The sequence below is a fragment of the Flavobacterium sp. genome, from assembly GCF_035456225.1.
GTDB lineage: Bacteria > Bacteroidota > Bacteroidia > Flavobacteriales > Flavobacteriaceae > Flavobacterium.
Window position 1 is genome coordinate 1 of the sequence record NZ_DATIDM010000099.1, and the last position, 19,399, is coordinate 19,399.

Sequence of the window (19,399 nt, forward strand, 5' to 3'; positions counted from 1 at the left end):
TGAACGATCGCTTCATCGTAATTGCCACACAACCCATCAACACGGTAACTGAAAGTATAGGTTCCTGCCGTAATTCCAGAAGCATTCCAGATATGGTTAATCAACATTCCGCTTGCAGAAATTTCACTCCAGCTACCAAAATCATCATAGGTTCCACTCAAGAAACTAAACAGGTTAAGATTGCCTTGCGGACCACAAAGATTCGCGTTGCTTCCTGTTCCTGCTTGAGGATTATTCAGCTGATCTGAAACGCTAAAATCAAGCACGATATTCATACAGGAATTAGGGTTCCCAGGATTAGTGATTCTTACGTGATAAATTCCGGAATCGGTAGCCAGATTAAAATTGGCGAATGTCAGAACATTTGAAGTACTTAAAATCGTAGAGGTATTATTATCCTTCCACCATTCATAGGTCAGAAACGGAAAATTAGGCACACTTAAGGTTCCCGTATGTCCGTTGCATAAATTATTGGCGGTAATTGTAAAACTCAATGGAGAACTGATGTCATACAACCTGTTCAGTATATTGCCACAGGCATCCTGAATCTGAAAATTATAAACGCCGGGCTGCAAGCCGCTAAACAACGGCGAATTGTTATTGTTAACCACAAAAGGCAATCCGTCTTTAGTCGTGATTCTGTACTGCAACGGGTCGGCCCCAACGGCTGCAATAATCACATCAAATGAATTCGTCGAACAGGAATAGCTGTAAATATTATCAATTTTAGGCGTGTTTTGGTAGTCAAATTCACGAATTGTTCTTTCACACACAAAATTTGCTTCGATTCCATTTCCAAACACCTCAAAGGTATGAACAACCCTAAACCTTCCCATAAAGCTTAAGTTGGCATTATTCATATTATTACTTAACAACAATGCACTTAAGGGATTAGGGCCTGCTGGGTCAAAATAGCCCGTTTGCGGATGTACCCATCGGTTATTTTGAAAATCATACTTCTGAAGCCAAAAATTGTTCGGAGCAGCATTTGAGGAACAATTCAGATAAACATCGAAAGAACTGCAGTGTTCTGTGACAGTTACCTGATCCGAGTAAATCTGAAGACCAACAATTGTGACTGTCACTGATCGTGTCCTATTACATGTATCGATCGTTCTGAAGGTATAATTCCCGGCCGGGAGCGAATTCATCGAAAAATATTTGGGATCAACAACATGTATATTCTGACTTACATCATATGGAAGGGTTTGTCCGAATCCTGCCGGAGCCGCATCAATATAAACATTTTGAAAAAACTCATTTATTCGCAACATTACAGATCCCTGCCTTGGTTCACATCCCTGTAAAAAGATCGAAGATACGGGTAAAACTACAATTGGAACCGTATTTAGTGTCTGTGTAGCCGTTCTGCCGCATTCATCGGTAATCTTAATTACATAAGTGCCTTCCGGATAATCAATCGACGGATTAAAATATTCTGCTAAACCACCAAATGGACCAGGATGTGCTGCATTAAATACTATCGGATTAAATCCTGCAGGGGCCGATAAAAATTCAACAGTGAAATTGATTCCAAGCCCTGAACCTGTTTCTATCACGATTTTTTTTCGGCAACCGGAAACAGCTTCAAATACTGAAAAACCCAAAGGAACTTCGCCAGTTGTGTAACTGGCTGTTATTGTTCTGCCACAAGCATCTGTAATCCTAACGGTATAGGTTCCTTGCGGATAGGCTGTCGTCGGATTCGAATAATAGGTTGTTTCATCAAATGGTCCCGGATGGTCGCTATTGAACTGTACGGGGTTAAATCCTGCAGGGGCAGACACAAAAGTTACAGTAAAAGGCGCTACAAAACCTGAAGGGGCAACCTTAAGTTTCTTAACGCATCCAACCATCATTTCATTTACCAGTAACCCTAAATGAATATCAATTTCATTGCCATTTAGGCGGTAGACATTTCCACAGGCATCCGTAATCTTCACATCGTGCGTATAAAACTGATCATAGTAAAAAGGAATTTGAAGCACTATGTTACTCAAAAGCAAATTCCCGTTTGCGACATTTTGACTAACAATGATGTCCGGTCCTGACGGAGGATGAACGGTACATTCCACCGTAAGCGGATACGCAATTATGTTTTGAAGATCGGGAGTTCCGCTTGCAATAGCAATCCCTATCTCTATCGTATTACAAGTAAAATCACTGGCACCTATTCCCTCGAAAACAATATTAGGGATGGACGGGCGCGATATTGTCACATCCTGAACGATACCATCACCGCAAGTATCAAAAACCCGAACCTGATATATTCCGATGGTCAATCCCGTAAACACATTTGAAGCCTGCGGCGGAAAGGTCATAGGTCCCGAGATAATTTCATAATTAACGGGATTACCTTGGGTTACATTTACAATAATCTTACCATCGTTACCGCATAAGACATTCTGAAAGGATAGATTATATTGTAACGAATTAATTCGATTTACAATTGCAATATCCTGTTGTTGCGAGTTTGACTCCGCTCCCAACGACTGAATAGCAACCACCCTATAATTCCCTGCCACGAGTCCGGTAAGACTATTGGCCGATGTTACTGCTATCGGGGTAGTGACATCAGGAAGTCTATAGATGTTATAACCAATAGCAGCGCCCGGAGTCGTATTGGAAACCGAAAAAAACAAAGTTCCGTTGCCGGTACATGTTTCATCTGAAGCCGTAACTTGCAGCGAAAAATTTGATAATTGCCCGAACGAAGCACTGGAAATAAAAAAAAGGAGAACAATCAAAAAGGTATTTTTCATAGAAATTTGGGAAGAATAATTAACAACTTACTTCAATTCATTTGCCATTGCCGTTATCCTCTTAATCTCCTGCTCCTTCCCTTTCGGATAAATCAACAACACATCGTCTTTATCCACGATAATAAAATCCTGAAGCCCATCAATAACAACAAGCTTTTTACCTTCTGTACGAATTATATTGTTAGATGCGTTTTCCAATATGACGGTTGCGTTAACAACAGCATTTTCCTGTTCATCTTTTGGAAGTTTGTCATATAAAGACCCCCAAGTACCTAAATCATTCCAGTCGAATGTTGCCGGTAAAACATATACATTCTGCGCCTTCTCCAGGATGGCATAATCTACAGAAATGTTTTCAGTCTTCGGGTAATTCTGTTTTATGAACAACTTTTCATTTTCTGTATTCAGGGTTTCAAACCCATCCATAAATTGTGAATACATAACCGGATTAAAATGCTCGTAAGCTTTTAAAACCGATTCTACGCTCCACACGAATATACCAGCGTTCCAAAGGAAATTTCGACTCTGAATGAACTTTCGCGCCGTAGCATAATCCGGTTTTTCGCGGAACTGAACTACTTTTTTTATAGGACGTGAATCCAATTTATCATACTCGATATAACCGTAACCGGTATTTGGAAACGTAGGCAAAATTCCAAGGGTCATCAGCTTATCTTCACGTTCACAGAAATCAAAAGCACGTTGAAGATTGGCAATAAACTGCAATTCATCCTCAATCCAGTGATCACTTGGTGCCACGACCATAACTGCATTTGGATTCTGTTTCTTTATCTTAAGTGAAGCATATAAAATACAAGGGGCGGTATTTCGCATCGCCGGTTCAAGCACAATCTGTTCTTGCTTTACAGACGGCAACTGTTCCAAAATAAGATCGTTGTAAACTTCGTTGGTAAGAATTAAAATATTCTCTTTCGGAATTAATTGAGACAAACGGCTGAACGTTTTTTGAATCAGCGTTTCACCGGTTCCCAACATATCATGGAACTGTTTTGGAAATTCAGTTGTACTTACAGGCCAAAATCGGGAACCTACCCCGCCTGCCATTACTATTGCATAATAATTCTTATTCATTTTTTTAAAGTTGCGGAGTAACTGAGTTACTAAGTTGCTAAGGCTTTTATTTTAATTTGGAAGTAATTCAACCTCGGCATTAGGGTTAAAAAGGTAGATTCTTCCAGAATTTACTTCGACACACTCATACCGTTTCGTACGAAGTGCTACTTTTTTAAATATTTTACCATTGTGGATGCGAAACACACTTCCGTATGGAATCTCAAAGATATAATTTTTATCGTTTACCGGATCGAATTGTTTCAAGGCTAAAGACAAGGTCGCATCGGTATCACTGCTTGCTTTCGGATTTCTGAAATGCCTCGCCAACAAAGGCAGCAATTGATTCGGAAAAATTTCCGGACGAATAAACGGCACCATCAGACGTTGGAACGTCAATTTCCATTCGTCTCCATGCGGTTTGATGTTTCTTCCGTATTTTTCGAAAGCCACCAAATGCGCTATTTCATGAATCAGTGTAATCAGAAAACGGTATTTATTTAAACTCGCATTAACGGTAATCTGATGGAAACCATCGGGATGTCTTCTGTAATCGCCATGTCGGGTAACGCGCTCATTCACGATTTTCAAATGCACTTGATTTGACTTGATAAGCTCAAAAACAGTATCAACAGAATGTTCCGGAATGTACTTTTCTAAAACTGATTTCATTTACGGAGTGGTTGAAGATACCTGCAACACTTTTCCATTGTAATATTTATTTCCGGTAAGTGCGAAGTTAAAAATGTAATCCGCCATTTCTTTTGCCGTTATCGGCGCTTCATACCCGGGAAAGGCTTCTTGCAACATTTCCGTCTGAACCGCTCCCAAAGCCAATACATTGAACGCGATTCCGTTTTCTTTGTATTCTTCGGCCAATACTTCCGACAGTGTAATTACAGCCCCTTTACTGGAACTGTAAGCCGAAAGACCTGGAAACTTCATACTCCCCTGGATTCCCCCCATGGAACTTATCGTTACCACATGACTTCCTTTAGGAAAAAAGGGAAGACAGATTCGGGTTAAATTAGCTACTCCGAAAACATTCACTTTGTATACGTTTTCAAATTCTTCAGCCGAAATTTTACCGAAAGACTTCGACAAAAGAGATCCGGCATTATGAATAACAATATCCACCTGCTTCCAGTCGGACGCAATAAATCGGGTTACCTGATTCAAATCCTCCTCTAATGCCAAATCAACACTTAAACAGGTTATGTTTTGATTTCCGAGTAATTCCGGTGCAATTTTTCTTGAGATCGACAATACCCGATAACCGGCAGCCGCAAACTGCAAAGCCAATTCACGTCCTATTCCGCGGGAAGTCCCCGTAATGATCACATTTTTCATAGGAATTCTATCTTTTATTGGTCTGTGGGATTTTCAATTGCTCAAGAATCAATTAAGATTACAAATGCCTGATTCCCAAAACTAAAATACTAAAAATCCCGTTCTGAAGTTCAAAACGGGACTTAATTTATTATGAACAATGGGCTTATGCCAACATTGTTACCGGGTTTTCTAAATATTGTCTTAATGTTTGCAGGAACTGTGCTCCTGTTGCACCATCAACCGTTCTGTGATCACAAGCCAAAGTAATTGTCATAGTGTTGCCCACGACAATTTGTCCGTCTCTTACCACTGGTTTTTCTTCGATAGCCCCAACAGACAAAATAGCTGAATTCGGCTGGTTGATGATTGACGTGAATGACTGAATACCAAACATACCCAAGTTGGAAACCGTAAATGTACTTCCTTCCATTTCTGCAGGCGTCAGTTTTTTGTTTTTCGCTTTTCCGGCCAAATCTTTCACGTTAGCACCGATTTGAGTCAAACTCATTTGATCTGTAAAGTTCAGAACAGGAACAACTAAACCGTCTTCAACAGCAACAGCCACTCCAACGTTCACATGGTGATTGATGATCATTGCATCTTCTCTCCATTGCGAATTTACTTGCGGATGTTTTTTCAATGCCATTGCGCAGGCTTTCACAACCATATCATTAAAAGACACTTTAGTATCAGGAACCGTATTGATAACCGCTCTCGATTTCATTGCCTCATCCATTGCTACTTCAATAGTTAAGTAGTAATGTGGCGCTGTGAATTTCGATTCTGCCAAACGACGCGCAATCGTTTTACGCATTTGCGAATTTTTGATTTCCTCCTGGAATTTCTCACCAGCTGGAACAAACGGTTTAACAGCAGGAGCTTGAGACTTCTCGACTCCGCTCGAAGTGACAACTGCACTAGAAGCTGCAGCTTGAGGGGTAAATCCTTCCACATCGCTTTTCACGATTCTTCCGTTTTCACCGGAACCTTTCACTTGAGACAGGTCAATTCCTTTATCCTGAGCAATCTTTTTAGCCAATGGAGAAGCAAAAACGCGTCCACCCGTATTGGTATTTTGAACCGGAGCAGCAGCTTCAGTTTTCACTTCAGCTGTTTTTTCAGCAGCAGGAGCTTCCGAGGAACCTCCCGATTTGAAACCGGCTACGACACCGCTAACATCTGTCCCCGCAGGTCCGATAATTGCTAAAATGCTGTCAACCGGAGCTGTTTGCCCTTCGTTAACGCCAATATATAAAAGCGTTCCGGAATTGAACGATTCAAATTCCATCGTTGCTTTATCTGTTTCAATTTCTGCAAGGATATCACCTTCTTTAACGTCATCGCCAACTTTTTTCAACCAAGTCGCAACCGTTCCGTCAGTCATGGTATCGCTTAAACGCGGCATGGTTACCACTTTCACACCTGCAGGAAGTGCTGCAGCAGCTTTAGGAGCTTCCGCTTTAGTTTCAGCTACTGGCGCAGATTCGGTTTTAGGAGCCGGAGCACCTCCGCTCAATAAAGCAGAAATATCTTCACCCGGAGCACCGATAATTGCTAAAAGAGCATCCACCGGAGCAGATTCCCCTTCCTGAATTCCAATATGTAAAAGTGTTCCTGCGTTAAACGATTCGAACTCCATTGTCGCTTTGTCCGTTTCAATTTCGGCAAGAATATCGCCTTCTTTAACAACGTCCCCAACTTTTTTCAACCATGTTGCCACAACGCCTTCGGTCATGGTGTCGCTCAAACGCGGCATTGTAATTACTACTGCCATAATCGATTATAATTTATGTGGTATAAATGGATAATTTTCCTGCTCATAAACAACATCATACAACTGATTTACCTCTGGGAAAGGAGATTCTTCTGCAAATTTTTCGCATTCATCCACCAAATCTTTTACTCTTTGGTCTATGATTTCGATTTCTGCTTCTGTTGCATATTTATTTTCTTTGATGATATCCAGAATCTGGGTAATCGGGTCGATTTTTCTGTACTCATCCACCTCTTCTTTGGTTCTGTAATGTTGTGCATCCGACATAGAATGACCTCTGTATCTGTATGTTTTCATTTCCAGGAAAGTTGGTCCGTCTCCGCGACGCGCTCTTTCGATTGCTTCGTGCATTGCTTCCGCAACTTTGATTGGGTTCATGGCATCTACAGGTCCGCATGGCATTTCATATCCTAAACCTAATTTCCAGATATCGGTATGGTTTGCTGTTCTTTCAACAGAAGTACCCATTGCATAACCGTTATTTTCAACGATGAAAACAACCGGAAGTTTCCATAACATCGCCATGTTGAAAGCTTCGTGAAGAGATCCCTGACGAGCTGCTCCGTCACCGAAATAAGTCAACGTAACACCACCCGTTCCAAAATACTTGTCAGCAAAAGCAATTCCGGCACCTACTGGAATTTGTGCACCAACGATACCGTGACCACCGTAAAAACCGTGTTCTTTATCGAAAATGTGCATTGATCCTCCCATTCCGTTTGATGTCCCTGTAACTTTCCCTAACAATTCTGCCATAACTCGTTTGGGATCAGTTCCCATTCCTATTGGCTGAACGTGGTTACGGTAAGCGGTAATCATTTTGTCTTTAGATAAGTCCATGGCATGTAAAGCACCTGCTAATACAGCCTCTTGTCCGTTATATAAATGCAAAAAACCACGAACTTTCTGTTGAATGTATAATGCAGCGAGTTTGTCTTCGAACTTTCTCCAGAACTGCATGTCTTCGTACCATTTAAGGTAAACTTCTTTTGTAATTGGTTTCATCGTTGCTCCTTTAAGCTTTATTACACAATTTTGCGAAGGGCAAAAATAACACATCCCTTTAAGATGTGAAAATTTAAAGTCATTTATTTTATTCTCTAATTTCATAAGAAAAACTTGCACACGTCAATTTTTTTTTTTTTTTTTTCGCAAGTATTAACTTATAAAAAATTAATACAGATTATGAAAAAAATTTTAATTTGTTCATTTGCAATTCTTGCATTGACAAGTTGTGAAAAAGAAGAAGGACAACTTCAAAACCAAAAAACAAACAATTCTACATCCATAACTGACAAGCCAGTAAGGATGAGAGAATATTACGACTTTGGATACAAATTTGGATGCGCAGGAACTTCAGGCAATTGTCTTCCTGATCTTATAATTTGGTCACTTACACAACAACAGCAAAACGTATTTAACGAACTTTTTAAAGAAGATGCTAACATTCTTGAGATTTTCAACAACGAGAAAACAACATTGACAGAGATAATAGAACCAGCAATAGTTGATTCCGTTATTAATGAAACATCTTTTCTAGAAATCAAAAAAGATACTGACTTGATGATAAATTATCTTGTCTTCAAGGACAATGCAAACATAATTACTGATGTTTACCCAATAGATGTAAAATAATTCAATGAGGCGGAACAAAAAACCGCCTCTATTTTTTTTATAATATGCAAAAAATTCTCTACTCCTTTTTATGCGGCATTCTCTTTATAAGCTGCTCAAAACAAGCACCAACTTTAACTTCCGTAAAGGAAATTTCTTTTAATATAGGTACGCCTTTTAGTGACAGAACTATTTTTCATGACAAAAACAAGTTTGAATATCTCGCTTTTGCAGATTATTACACCAAAAGCAAGCTTTCCTTTTTTACCTTAAACGGAAAACTGAAAAAGGAAATCCCATTAAATGAAATCACGAGAAATGGTGAAGAAATAGATCGGTGCATCATAAAATCATTAGATAGTATTGTTATTTTAGGGCGTTACAACAACCGTGTATGGCTGATCAACGAAACAGGAAACGTTTTAAAACAACTGAATCTCAACACTATTGTTCCAGACAAAATCAACGAATATGAGTTTTCGTCCAGCGCCGACAACTCGTTTAACGGGGAAAACCTACTTCTTTTTTCTGCTTGGAGAAGCAATAGCAATGATGTAGAACCAGAAAAAGACAAAGACTATCAAAAATATTTTTATAACCGATACAACAACTCATATTCTTTTTTAGAACTCAAAAACATTTTCAACAATTATGCTTCTTGCAAATACAGGATTAAAGGTTTTAACAAACAATTTGAAAAAAACAGTGAAATTGCACACATGATTCTTCCTTTGTATTTCACAAACAACAATGATTTATTCGTTTATTCTATTCATTGTGACACATTATACAATTATGAATTACCTTCTTACAAATTGAAGACTAAAATTAAAATAAAATCTAAACACACCTCCATTGGAGAGCGCGGATATAATTGTGACAAAGAGATCATAGATCATCAATCACATACAAACAATATTGCTCATTACGGTGGTGTGATTGCCAATGTCGTTTATGACAAATTCCGAAAACTATATTTCGTAACAGTTCCACATAAAATAGACGACAAGAAGGAGCCTGAAAAAAAGAAACTCAACCGTCCTTTTTCCGTTCTCATTTACAACAACAAATGGAAACAACTAAACGAGCTGGTTTTTCAATCCGGAAAACATAATTTCTTCGATCTTATGGTATGCAAAGAAGGCTTACTAATTTCAAAAAATGTAAAAGAAAACAAAAACTATAATCCTAAAATCGCACGATATGAACTCTTCAAAATCAATAATTAAAATAACGCTCCTACTTTTCATAATTGTTGGATTTTCATCATGCTCCGATAAAAAAAAGCCCTCCAAAGATGAAATCTTACAAGCCATTTTAAAAGACAGTTTTAAGGTGAAAAATGAGTTTCAAAAAATAATCGTCCTAAATGAAGGTGGGTGTATTTCGTGCAATAAAAATTACTCCAAGTTTTTGAAGAGTAAAATCAACGACGACGCCTTATTCATCATCGGAGCAACCGGGTCACAATTCGACATCGGCTATTTAGATTTGATAAACAAAAACAACATTGTATATGATTATTCCAATATTCTAGAAAAAAAGGGCTTCCTTGCGAATTCGGGTTTTATCCTGATTGAAAACAAAAAAATTGACACGATTATAGCTTTAGAAGCAAAAAATCTGGAGGCACAACTTACTTACATCGAAAAAAAGCTACTCACCCAATAACGGTTACAAAAAGTTTTTGTCAAACATCAGTGGCAGCAAATTTTTCAGCGAATCTGACTTAAACACTTTACCGACAGCCCCCATAAAATAGATCTCAATCGGCACTTCCTGACGGATTTCATATTCAGCCATGGATTGGCGACACGCCCCGCATGGAGGAATAGGTTCGGTAGTCTCTTTACTGTCGGCTGTGGCCGAAATCACCATTTTTAAAATTTTAGCTTCAGGATAAATTGCACCAGCGTGAAAAATAGCAACCCGTTCAGCGCACAAACCGGAGGGATATGCTGCATTTTCCTGATTGGAACCCAAAACCACTTTTCCGTTATCCAATAAAATTGCCGCACCTACTCTGAATTTAGAATAAGGCGCATACGCTTTTTTACGCACAGCTACAGCTTGGACCATCAAATCCTTCACCTCTGATGCTAGTTCATCAACAGAATCAAAAACAGTAAAAGAAGACGTAACGCTAATATTTTTCATTTGATCAAATTATTACAGACAAAAAATCCAAACTCATTACAAGTTTGGATTATTCATTTATTATTCTTTTCTACTAATATTCATCATAGGTATCTCCGAAACTGAACGAAAGAGAGAAACGCAATGTGTTTTCCAACGGATTTTTCACTGTTGATGTAGAGAACAGATAAGAAACATCTATTTTTATTGTATTATATTTAAATCCGGCACCGATAGTTGCATACTGTCTCGCCCCTTTATCAGGACTTTCATGAAAATATCCCGTTCTGAAAGCAAAGGATTCCTGATACCAGTATTCTGCTCCTAATGCCCATGCGATTTCTTTCATTTCTTCGCTAAATCCTCCCGGAGCATCGCCAAACGATTTAAACATTCCTTCAAACCAACCGATTTGTCGATATTCTTCGTTAGCTAAACCATAATCCGTATTATCGATATCACCATCACCATCTTCGTCTCCTACTTCTTGTGGTGTTGGAACCATCAGTTTATTTATCTCCCCTAAAGCTGTAACTTTATTATATTCATCTAAAATAAAATCGAAACTACCTCCTAATTTGAAATTCGCAGGAAGAAAATTGGAACTTCTTTCGATATCACCATCATAGGAAATTTTAGGCCCCATATTCTGAAGGTTCAATCCGATGCGGTATCTGGCATTGAAATCGCTCATTGCAAATTCTTCCGACTGATAAAACCCGGAAACATCCACTGCAAATGAATTGGCAGCAGAAGCATCAGTAGTCCCATCAGGAATTTTTAAATTGGAACGGATATAACGGCCCGCTACTCCCATGGAAAACTGATCACTCAATTTCAATGCATACGAAAGATCAAAAGCCAATTCATTCGGACTAACCGTTCTTGGAATTTCATTAGGATCTCCGGTTTCTCTTAATTCTATGTCACCTAATCCAAAATAACGCAAACTTGTTGCAAAAGCACTTCGCTCATTAAAACGATTATAAAAAGTAACCTGACCTAATGAAATATCATTTGCAATACTTGTCAGGTACGGCGTATAACTTACAGAAAATCCGTATTTATTAGGTATAAAAGCAAATTTAGAAGGATTATACTGTTGCGAAAAAACATCGGCTGAAGTTGCCGCTCCCATATCAGCTACACCCGCTGCGCGAGCATCCGCCGCAATCAATAAAAAAGGAACTCCTGTCGTAATCACATTTTCCTGCCCCTTAACAAACTGAACAACAAGCAGAAACAAGGATACTATGGCTATTTTTTTCATTTTTTTACAAGAATTTATTCAACAAATATACTATTTTCTTAAAGTATTACAAGTTTCTCTATCTTTTCCGCAGTTTTATTAGAACTTAATGATTTTACGGTAAGCTTATAAACATAGACACCTTTCCCAATTTTATCTCCGAAATCATCTTTCCCGTCCCATTTGATACTACGACTCAAAAAACCCTCTGTGGTTACCGACTGATTGATTGTTTTAACTACTTTTCCGGTAATTGTCATAATCTGAACCTGAACATCAAGCGATTCAAATGGGCGGTTATGAGAAAACCAAAACTCCGTATAACTCACAAACGGATTCGGGTAGTTCAACACATTGGACAGCTCGACACCCTCATCACCCATCACAATAAACTGAATATCTGCGGTAGCAAAATTATTGTACACATCCCATACTTTCAGCGTTAGCGTATGCAGGCCTTTTGCTAAATTCCTGAACGGATAACGCACTTTACCTTTAGTATAATCATTGGGCTGCGTTTCATAATAATCATTCAGAATATAAGGATTATTCTCATTACCATCCAGAATCGCCACGATATCGTGACCTATTCCACTAGCGGTATTGATTCCATTTTCATCTTCAAGATAAGCCAAAAATATAGGAGAAGCATTGGTAATCCCACCCGAAACAAACGATTCATCATTCATATACAATCGAATTCTAGGCGGTAAATTATCAGCCACTGCATTTTCATTAATTCCGCCCACCTTAACAGTTAAATCGTAACCGGTATTGTCTCCCAAAGGCTCGTTGTTTTTTGCATAAAAACTCACCCTTCCGGTTCCTACGGGAATTCTGATATCCCTTGGCACAATAAATCCGAATTCGAACAGACCATTGGTCACAGAAGCATTTCCCCTAAAAACAGTTTCCCCCAATGTTCTGAAATCCATAGCAGGCAAACCATCATTCCCCAACGTACTTCTGTTAATATCCTTGTCAAATATCTGAATCGCAAGATCACCGTTATAATCCGATTGTAAATTATCGAATTCATCCACAACTTCACCTGCCATCTTTACATAACTCAAAGCCTCTAACGTATCTGTCGGCTGCGTGATCGGCACATCGTTGATTTTAGTCAGCCTTACCTTTGGCCTTGGGATCGCTAATTTCAGGGCCGGATCACCAACATAGAAAACAACATTATTATCAGGACCTACATCTACCTGATTTTTTGTCTGACGAAGCGCCTCGGCAATAGAAACATAATTATTAGATCCGAATGCAAACAATTTGGAATTCATAACCGCATTCAAAATTTCTCCTGAAGTAATCCCTATTTCCCTGGTTGTGGTAACCAACGAGACGGCACCCCCGGCCTTGTTCCAATACATGTATTCCCCCGCTGTAGGCCTGTATGGATTATCAAAACGAGTAAATTCACATGTAATGGTAACAAACAACGGATATCTGAATCGGTTTTTCAGGTTTTGCGCCATCGCCTTATCGAAAATTCGCTCTTGAGCCAAACCTTCCTCAAACCCGTGTCCGAAATAATTAAAAACCAATCCGCCACTTTCTATTTCACTGACAATATCTGCATTAACCCCCGGATAACGTTCACCGCCAGCTGCCGTAACCTGCACATAAGAGTCGGAATGAATCTTCTTGACATTCATGAATTGCTTTTGACTGTAAAGTTGCTCCGCCAGATTGTCCAAATTTTGTTGCAACGTGGCATCAGTTGTATTTTCAGCATCATCTGAAATGATCACATAACGGTTTCGCCATCTCCCGAAGGATTTCTCATCGTGGTATTCGATTACTTTGTTGACCATTTCATTGGCCTGGTCAGGCGAATTAACCAGCATACGTCCAACCGCGATATCAGGACCTTTAGGTGTAATCATCGTTCCCTCATCGTCATCCATCAGCACATAAAAATCATCCGACATAAAAGCTCGCTGAGGAGAAAAATTCTCCGTCCATTCACCCATAGCCGGAGTTACATGCCATAACATCTCGAAGACCGGAACCACATTAGTATTTCCGAAAATCCTGTTTTTATAATCAAACGAAGCGTCTCCAAAAAGGTTTACATACTTGATTTTTCCTGCTGGAGCCGGATAAGTCGGATAACTGGTATAGATGTATTTGATAAAATTTCGAATGGCTCCAATATCCTGCTTACCGGAAGAAAACTCCTGATAAATTGATGACAGATCCACCACTTTTATATTCAAATTAGAATAATTGCGATGAAAATCAGCCAATCGTTCCGCTTGGGACATTAGCGACGAAGGTGTCACTATAAGGTAATCAATATCCGCCGGAACTCCTTGGGCATTATTAAAAATAGTCCCTTTCAAATTCTGATTTGCTATCCTTCCATTCGACTGACTTGAAGGCGTATATAAATTATTAAAATCTACCGCCACATATCGCCTTACTTCCCCTAGAGTTGCTTTAAAAGAAAAATTTGACTGGCCTGAATTCTGAATTGTAGTAACATTATATATATCCGTCACATCCCAGATTTGAGAAATTGCCGCTGCACTTGTTAACTGATATTCTCCCACACCTATATTAGTTCCGGCCAAATCATTTTGAAACAAAAACTGCTGACCATACCCTTGCAATTTCCTTTTGGCTATCAATCTGATATTATCCAAATAACCGTTTGCAGAAGGCACTCCACCATTATCATATTCCATTTCAACAGAAACATTGGGAGAAGAGGAAGTAAATGTTCCTTCAAAAACCCTCTCTTTAGCTGCAAAATGAAACTGAGGGTTTAAGGCAGTAAAAGGCATGGTTGCCAGATCCTGTCCATTTGCCTTTACCTTAAATGCACTATTCGCAAAAGAAGATGAGACGGCATTAATACCGATTTTAACCGGAGCCGTAGTTACGATGTTAGGAAAACTAAAATCGAAAGACTGAATATTTTCGATATTGAAATTATCCCCAACCCATTTTCTTCCCAATCGCCCTACGTTGGTTTTGTCTACCTCATAATATTTATAATCATCAAAATCGGTAAAAACCATATCAGAAGCCGCAACAGGCTGAACATTCAGATTTATCCTCTTCCCATTACCTCCTTGGGACGTAACATAATAATAGGATTTGGAATCGTATAAATTAATACTTGTATCACTATCGTTATTCCAAACATCTACACCTTCCGCATAAAAAATCACATAATCATCATTATCAAAGGACCCGTCATCTTCCCCGATTACCTGAATCGCATTCTCTTCAGGATCCATCGGATAAGGCACAGAATTTAGCAATGGCACCATCCTGCCTCCATTTCCATAGATTTTAATTCTTCTGGGATCCACATTCGCATTAAAACCCAATTGCTGCAAAAAGCTTTTCGACAATTTATAGACACCCGACTTCTCTATATAAAAACGATACCAATCCCCGGAGGCAAAAGCAGAATTAACAATAGGGTTTCTTTTTGTATTTGATTTTTCCAAAACAGCCGAAAAAGAAAAAGAATAGGAAAACGACTTTACTTTTTTAACAACACCACCTTCTTTTATAATAGGAGAAAACGAAAGCAGTACGCTTTGATCATCACGACCAACAACATAATCAATGCCCGCGTTAAGTTTTGAAGACAGTTTCGCATAAGACAGATCCTTTAAATCTTCCTTTGCAATAGATTCGTAAACCACATCCGAAACTACTAAAGAATTTTCATCCACAACAGAAGAAACGGGGATTCGCTTTCGGAAAGTAAGCTTTTTTTCAACGGAATTAAATTCCATGTTTTCCACATTGAATTGAGGAATCAGAAATGGAATCGAATCAATATAATAATTCGTCGCGGATTTCCATTCGACAACCACGCCCCCTTTTTGTTGACTAAAACAAATAAAAGGAACCATCAGCAGTATAAGAAGCAGGCACTTTTTCATTATATCGAAAACGTTTTATTTCTAAAGTTATTACAAATAGAAAAAATATTTTCATTAATAGCTAATTTTACACAATATATATTGTTGGAAAGCGTTATCAGATTGGTGTTTAACCTGAATTTGTATTTTTTTTAATAATTTATAAAAAAGGTGTTGCTGTTTAATGGTTAATTACTATATTGCGGCACTAAATTTATTACCTACATTGAAGTATGAAAATTAGAAGAATTATGACTTTACAGATGTTTGCTGCGCTAGCGCTGGCAGTATCTTTTACTAGTTGTAGTAAAAAAGGGTCGTCCAAAGGGGGTTCTCAAGCAACTGGATGGAAAATCAACGATAAGAAAGGTGGTTTTCAGTACAACGACAAGTTCAAAAAGCAAGAAACGCCTCCGGGAATGGTCGCCATTGAGGGAGGAACCTTCACAATGGGTAAAGTTGAAGATGACGTGATGCACGACTGGAACAACACACCTAACCAACAACACGTACAGTCATTCTACATGGATGAAAACGAGGTAACCAACATGATGTATGCTGAATACTTGTTTTGGTTAAAAACAGTTTTCCCTCCAGAAGACGAAAATTACAAAAACATTTACACGGGTGCTTTACCTGATACTCTAGTTTGGAGAAATCGTTTAGGTTATAACGAAACGATGACAAACAACTATTTGAGACATCCTGCTTACGGAAGCTATCCTGTAGTTGGTGTTAACTGGATCCAGGCTACTGAATTCAGCAAATGGAGAACTGACCGTGTGAATGAGGCTATCCTTGAAAGAGAGCAATATTTGAAAAAAGATGCTAAAGTGAACGAGGTTGATGCCACAAACACTTTCAGTACTGAAGCTTATTTAGCTAGCCCGTCAACTGCGCGTGGTGGTAGCGAGGATATCGTATACCGCGGAAGAGGAGCTAAAAAAGGTAAAGCTGCAAAACCTAAAACAACTAAAGACGGTAAAACAATTGAGCCTAAAAACGTATTTGCTCAAAGATCTTCTGGTCTTATCTTACCAGAGTACAGACTACCGACCGAAGCTGAATGGGAATATGCCGCAACTTCATTAAACGGAATCAGAGAGTACAACATCTACAAAGGTAAAAAGAAATACCCTTGGAACGGACAGTATACTCGTAATGGAAAAAGATCTCAAAGAGGTGATCAATTAGCCAACTTCAAACAAGGAAAAGGAGATTACGGAGGAATTGCAGGATGGTCTGATGACGGTGCTGATATCACCAACAAAGTTAAATCTTATGCTCCGAATGACTTTGGATTATATGACATGGCTGGTAACGTAGCTGAATGGGTACAAGACGTTTATCGTCCAATTGTTGACGATGAAGCGAATGACTTCAACTACTTCAGAGGTAACGTTTACACCAAAAACAAAATCGGTGAAGACGGAAAAGTTGAAATGGTTACACCAGAAAGCGTTAAATATGACACTTTAAGCAATGGTAAAGTAATGGCTAGAAATTTCCCTGGTCAGATTGCACAGGTACCAGTTGACGAAAACGAAACCTATTTACGTTATAACTTCTCTACTTCTGACAACAGAAATTACAGAGATGGTGACAAACAATCAACTCGTTATTTCAAATTCGCAGATACTGACGAAAGTGCCGGAGATAAAAAAGGTGCTGACAGCAAAAGAATGTACGATTCACCTAAACACCAGATTTCTGTTGACAGTTTAGGATCAATGAAAAGACAGTATGACAAATCTTCGAAAAGAACTACACTTGTAAATGATGACGCAAGAATTTACAAAGGTGGATCTTGGAGAGACAGAGCTTACTGGTTAGACCCTGCTTCAAGAAGATATTACCCACAAGATATGGCTACTGACTACATCGGTTTCCGTTGTGCAATGTCTAAAGTAGGTCCAAAAGACAATAAGAAAAAACCAAGAGGTTAATCTTTAAAATTTTCATACAATTATAATAAAAGCCCTAACTTAGGGCTTTTATTATTTTATACATCTTTCACATGAGAATAGAAGACATCTACCAATGCTTTTTACAAAGCACCGGAGTGTGCACTGATACCCGAAAAATTACACCCGACTGTTTATTTGTAGCCCTGAAAGGTGATAATTTCGATGCAAACGAATTTGCCCAACAAGCCCTGAATAACGGAGCTGCCTTTGCCATAATTGATAACAAAAAATTTTTCACTGACGAAGATAAAATGCTATTAGTCCCTGACAGCTTAAAGGCTTTACAGGATTTAGCAACCTACCACCGTCAGGAATTAGGCTTACCCATAATAGCATTAACCGGGAGCAACGGCAAAACCACAACCAAGGAACTGATCAACACAGTACTATCAAAAAAATACATCACTAAAGCAACGGTTGGAAATTTAAACAATCACATCGGGGTGCCTTTAACCCTACTCTCCTTTAATGAAAATACCGATATCGGTATTGTGGAGATGGGTGCCAATCATCAAAAGGAAATCGAAATGCTTTGTGAGATTGCCGAACCCAATTATGGCTACATAACTAATTTTGGTAAAGCGCATCTGGAAGGCTTCGGAGGTGTAGAAGGAGTAATCAAAGGAAAAAGCGAACTTTATCAATACTTGGAAAAACACCAGAAAACAGTTTTTGTCAATTTAGACGATGCGATCCAAAAAGAAAAAACAGCTTCCCTAACTCGAAGCACTTTTTCTCAATCCGAAAAAGCTGACGTTAAAATTGATTCGGTTTCTGCCAATCCTATGGTGAAAATTTCTTTCAACAATCAGGAAATAAACTCACATCTTATTGGCATCTACAATGCGAACAACATTAACGCTGCTATTGCCATCGGAAAATACTTCAATGTCCCAGATTCCGATATTAAAGAGGCCGTTGAAAATTATATTCCTTCAAACAACCGTTCACAATTAATAGAGAAAAACAGCAATCACGTTATTTTGGATGCTTATAATGCAAATCCCAGCAGTATGGCAGCCGCTATTGAAAACTTCATCCAATTAGAAGGAAGTAGCAAAATTGCTATCTTGGGAGACATGTTTGAATTGGGAAAAGAAAGTATCGACGAGCATAAAAAAGTTATTGATTTACTCCTAAATCAAACCCAAATTGAAACTTATTTCGTCGGAAAAGATTTTTTTGCAAATAAAATCGAAAGCAGTCATCTTCATTTCTATGACACTTACGACACTTTCGCAATGGCTTTCCAAAACAAGAAGCCGGCAGAGAAAACCATACTAATTAAAGGATCTAGGGGCATGGCCTTGGAGAGAACTTTAGAAATCTTATAATCTGAAAAGCCGCTTAACAGCGGCTTTTTTCATTACAATAGCATAATCACCTAAATTCTCCTGCATATTTTATTTAGACAAGAGAAAAAAAACAAAAGAACATGTCGGATCCAACAGATTTATGACAGCATAAAAGAAATGGAATGTAATTAAGATAAATAAAAATTGAGGAAATAAAAAAGCACTTCGAGTGAAGTGCTTTTGTTTTGTGGGCGATGAGGGGTTCGAACCCCCGACCCCCTCGGTGTAAACGAGGTGCTCTGA

At 38.7% G+C, this 19,399-nt stretch carries 14 protein-coding genes; 5 read left to right on the plus strand and 9 right to left on the minus strand.

The features are described from left to right. From VLB74_RS05775 to pdhA, 6 genes are all read right to left on the minus strand, one after another. On the minus strand, positions 1 to 2,762 hold a 2,762-nt coding region (locus VLB74_RS05775; protein ID WP_325202506.1), incomplete at its 3' end, for a hypothetical protein. 27 nt (positions 2,763 to 2,789) lie between these two features. Next, positions 2,790 to 3,854, minus strand: a complete 1,065-nt coding sequence (locus VLB74_RS05780) for a mannose-1-phosphate guanylyltransferase (protein WP_325202507.1) — start codon at positions 3,852 to 3,854, stop codon at positions 2,790 to 2,792. A gap of 51 nt (positions 3,855 to 3,905) precedes the next feature. Then, complete coding sequence (locus VLB74_RS05785; RefSeq protein ID WP_325202508.1) at positions 3,906 to 4,505, minus strand: SprT-like domain-containing protein; 600 nt, start codon at positions 4,503 to 4,505, stop codon at positions 3,906 to 3,908. Further along, positions 4,506 to 5,183 carry an SDR family NAD(P)-dependent oxidoreductase gene (locus tag VLB74_RS05790; RefSeq protein ID WP_325202509.1) on the minus strand — a complete coding sequence of 226 codons (678 nt, stop codon included), beginning with the start codon at positions 5,181 to 5,183 and terminating at the stop codon, positions 4,506 to 4,508. It lies immediately after the preceding gene. A gap of 145 nt (positions 5,184 to 5,328) precedes the next feature. After that, complete coding sequence (locus VLB74_RS05795; RefSeq protein WP_325202510.1) at positions 5,329 to 6,939, minus strand: 2-oxo acid dehydrogenase subunit E2; 1,611 nt, start codon at positions 6,937 to 6,939, stop codon at positions 5,329 to 5,331. A 6-nt stretch (positions 6,940 to 6,945) separates the two neighbouring features. Further along, a complete protein-coding gene (gene pdhA, locus VLB74_RS05800) occupies positions 6,946 to 7,944 on the minus strand; it encodes a pyruvate dehydrogenase (acetyl-transferring) E1 component subunit alpha (RefSeq protein ID WP_325202511.1) in 999 nt (332 codons plus the stop codon). A gap of 180 nt (positions 7,945 to 8,124) precedes the next feature. On the opposite strand from pdhA, the gene VLB74_RS05805 reads away from it, so the two are divergent. From VLB74_RS05805 to VLB74_RS05815, 3 genes are all read left to right on the plus strand, one after another. Continuing rightward, positions 8,125 to 8,574, plus strand: coding sequence for a hypothetical protein (locus tag VLB74_RS05805; protein ID WP_325202512.1), 450 nt, complete (start codon positions 8,125 to 8,127; stop codon positions 8,572 to 8,574). Between the two features lie 44 nt (positions 8,575 to 8,618). Then, positions 8,619 to 9,782, plus strand: coding sequence for a DUF4221 family protein (locus VLB74_RS05810; RefSeq protein ID WP_325202513.1), 1,164 nt, complete (start codon positions 8,619 to 8,621; stop codon positions 9,780 to 9,782). Between the two features lie 184 nt (positions 9,783 to 9,966). Further along, positions 9,967 to 10,224 carry a hypothetical protein gene (locus VLB74_RS05815; protein WP_325202514.1) on the plus strand — a complete coding sequence of 86 codons (258 nt, stop codon included), beginning with the start codon at positions 9,967 to 9,969 and terminating at the stop codon, positions 10,222 to 10,224. 3 nt (positions 10,225 to 10,227) lie between these two features. On the opposite strand, the gene cdd is transcribed toward VLB74_RS05815, so the two are convergent. The 3 genes from cdd to porU form a co-directional block, all read right to left on the minus strand. Beyond that, positions 10,228 to 10,710 carry a cytidine deaminase gene (gene cdd / locus VLB74_RS05820; protein WP_325202515.1) on the minus strand — a complete coding sequence of 161 codons (483 nt, stop codon included), beginning with the start codon at positions 10,708 to 10,710 and terminating at the stop codon, positions 10,228 to 10,230. A gap of 73 nt (positions 10,711 to 10,783) precedes the next feature. Beyond that, a complete protein-coding gene (gene porV / locus VLB74_RS05825; RefSeq protein WP_325202516.1) occupies positions 10,784 to 11,959 on the minus strand; it encodes a type IX secretion system outer membrane channel protein PorV in 1,176 nt (391 codons plus the stop codon). 38 nt (positions 11,960 to 11,997) lie between these two features. Beyond that, positions 11,998 to 15,855: a type IX secretion system sortase PorU gene (gene porU, locus VLB74_RS05830; protein WP_325202517.1), complete on the minus strand. Its 3,858-nt coding sequence runs from the start codon at positions 15,853 to 15,855 to the stop codon at positions 11,998 to 12,000. A gap of 212 nt (positions 15,856 to 16,067) precedes the next feature. On the opposite strand from porU, the gene gldJ reads away from it, so the two are divergent. Together gldJ and VLB74_RS05840 are read left to right on the plus strand one after the other, a co-directional pair. Next, positions 16,068 to 17,780, plus strand: a complete 1,713-nt coding sequence (gene gldJ / locus VLB74_RS05835) for a gliding motility lipoprotein GldJ (protein WP_325202518.1) — start codon at positions 16,068 to 16,070, stop codon at positions 17,778 to 17,780. Positions 17,781 to 17,851: 71 nt separating this feature from the next. Then, the gene (locus tag VLB74_RS05840) at positions 17,852 to 19,135 is read left to right on the plus strand and encodes a UDP-N-acetylmuramoyl-tripeptide--D-alanyl-D-alanine ligase (RefSeq protein WP_325202519.1); all 1,284 of its coding nucleotides are present in this window, start codon (positions 17,852 to 17,854) and stop codon (positions 19,133 to 19,135) included. The last annotated feature ends 264 nt before the right edge of the window (positions 19,136 to 19,399 follow it).

Coding starts and splice junctions, on each gene's coding strand:
- VLB74_RS05780 (WP_325202507.1), bottom strand. CDS start 3,854: ATGAATAAGAATTATTATGCAATAGTAATGGCAGGCGGGGTAGGTTCC.
- VLB74_RS05785 (WP_325202508.1), bottom strand. CDS start 4,505: ATGAAATCAGTTTTAGAAAAGTACATTCCGGAACATTCTGTTGATACT.
- VLB74_RS05790 (WP_325202509.1), bottom strand. CDS start 5,183: ATGAAAAATGTGATCATTACGGGGACTTCCCGCGGAATAGGACGTGAA.
- VLB74_RS05795 (WP_325202510.1), bottom strand. CDS start 6,939: ATGGCAGTAGTAATTACAATGCCGCGTTTGAGCGACACCATGACCGAA.
- pdhA (WP_325202511.1), bottom strand. CDS start 7,944: ATGAAACCAATTACAAAAGAAGTTTACCTTAAATGGTACGAAGACATG.
- VLB74_RS05805 (WP_325202512.1), top strand. CDS start 8,125: ATGAAAAAAATTTTAATTTGTTCATTTGCAATTCTTGCATTGACAAGT.
- VLB74_RS05810 (WP_325202513.1), top strand. CDS start 8,619: ATGCAAAAAATTCTCTACTCCTTTTTATGCGGCATTCTCTTTATAAGC.
- cdd (WP_325202515.1), bottom strand. CDS start 10,710: ATGAAAAATATTAGCGTTACGTCTTCTTTTACTGTTTTTGATTCTGTT.
- porV (WP_325202516.1), bottom strand. CDS start 11,959: ATGAAAAAAATAGCCATAGTATCCTTGTTTCTGCTTGTTGTTCAGTTT.
- porU (WP_325202517.1), bottom strand. CDS start 15,855: ATGAAAAAGTGCCTGCTTCTTATACTGCTGATGGTTCCTTTTATTTGT.
- gldJ (WP_325202518.1), top strand. CDS start 16,068: ATGAAAATTAGAAGAATTATGACTTTACAGATGTTTGCTGCGCTAGCG.
- VLB74_RS05840 (WP_325202519.1), top strand. CDS start 17,852: ATGAGAATAGAAGACATCTACCAATGCTTTTTACAAAGCACCGGAGTG.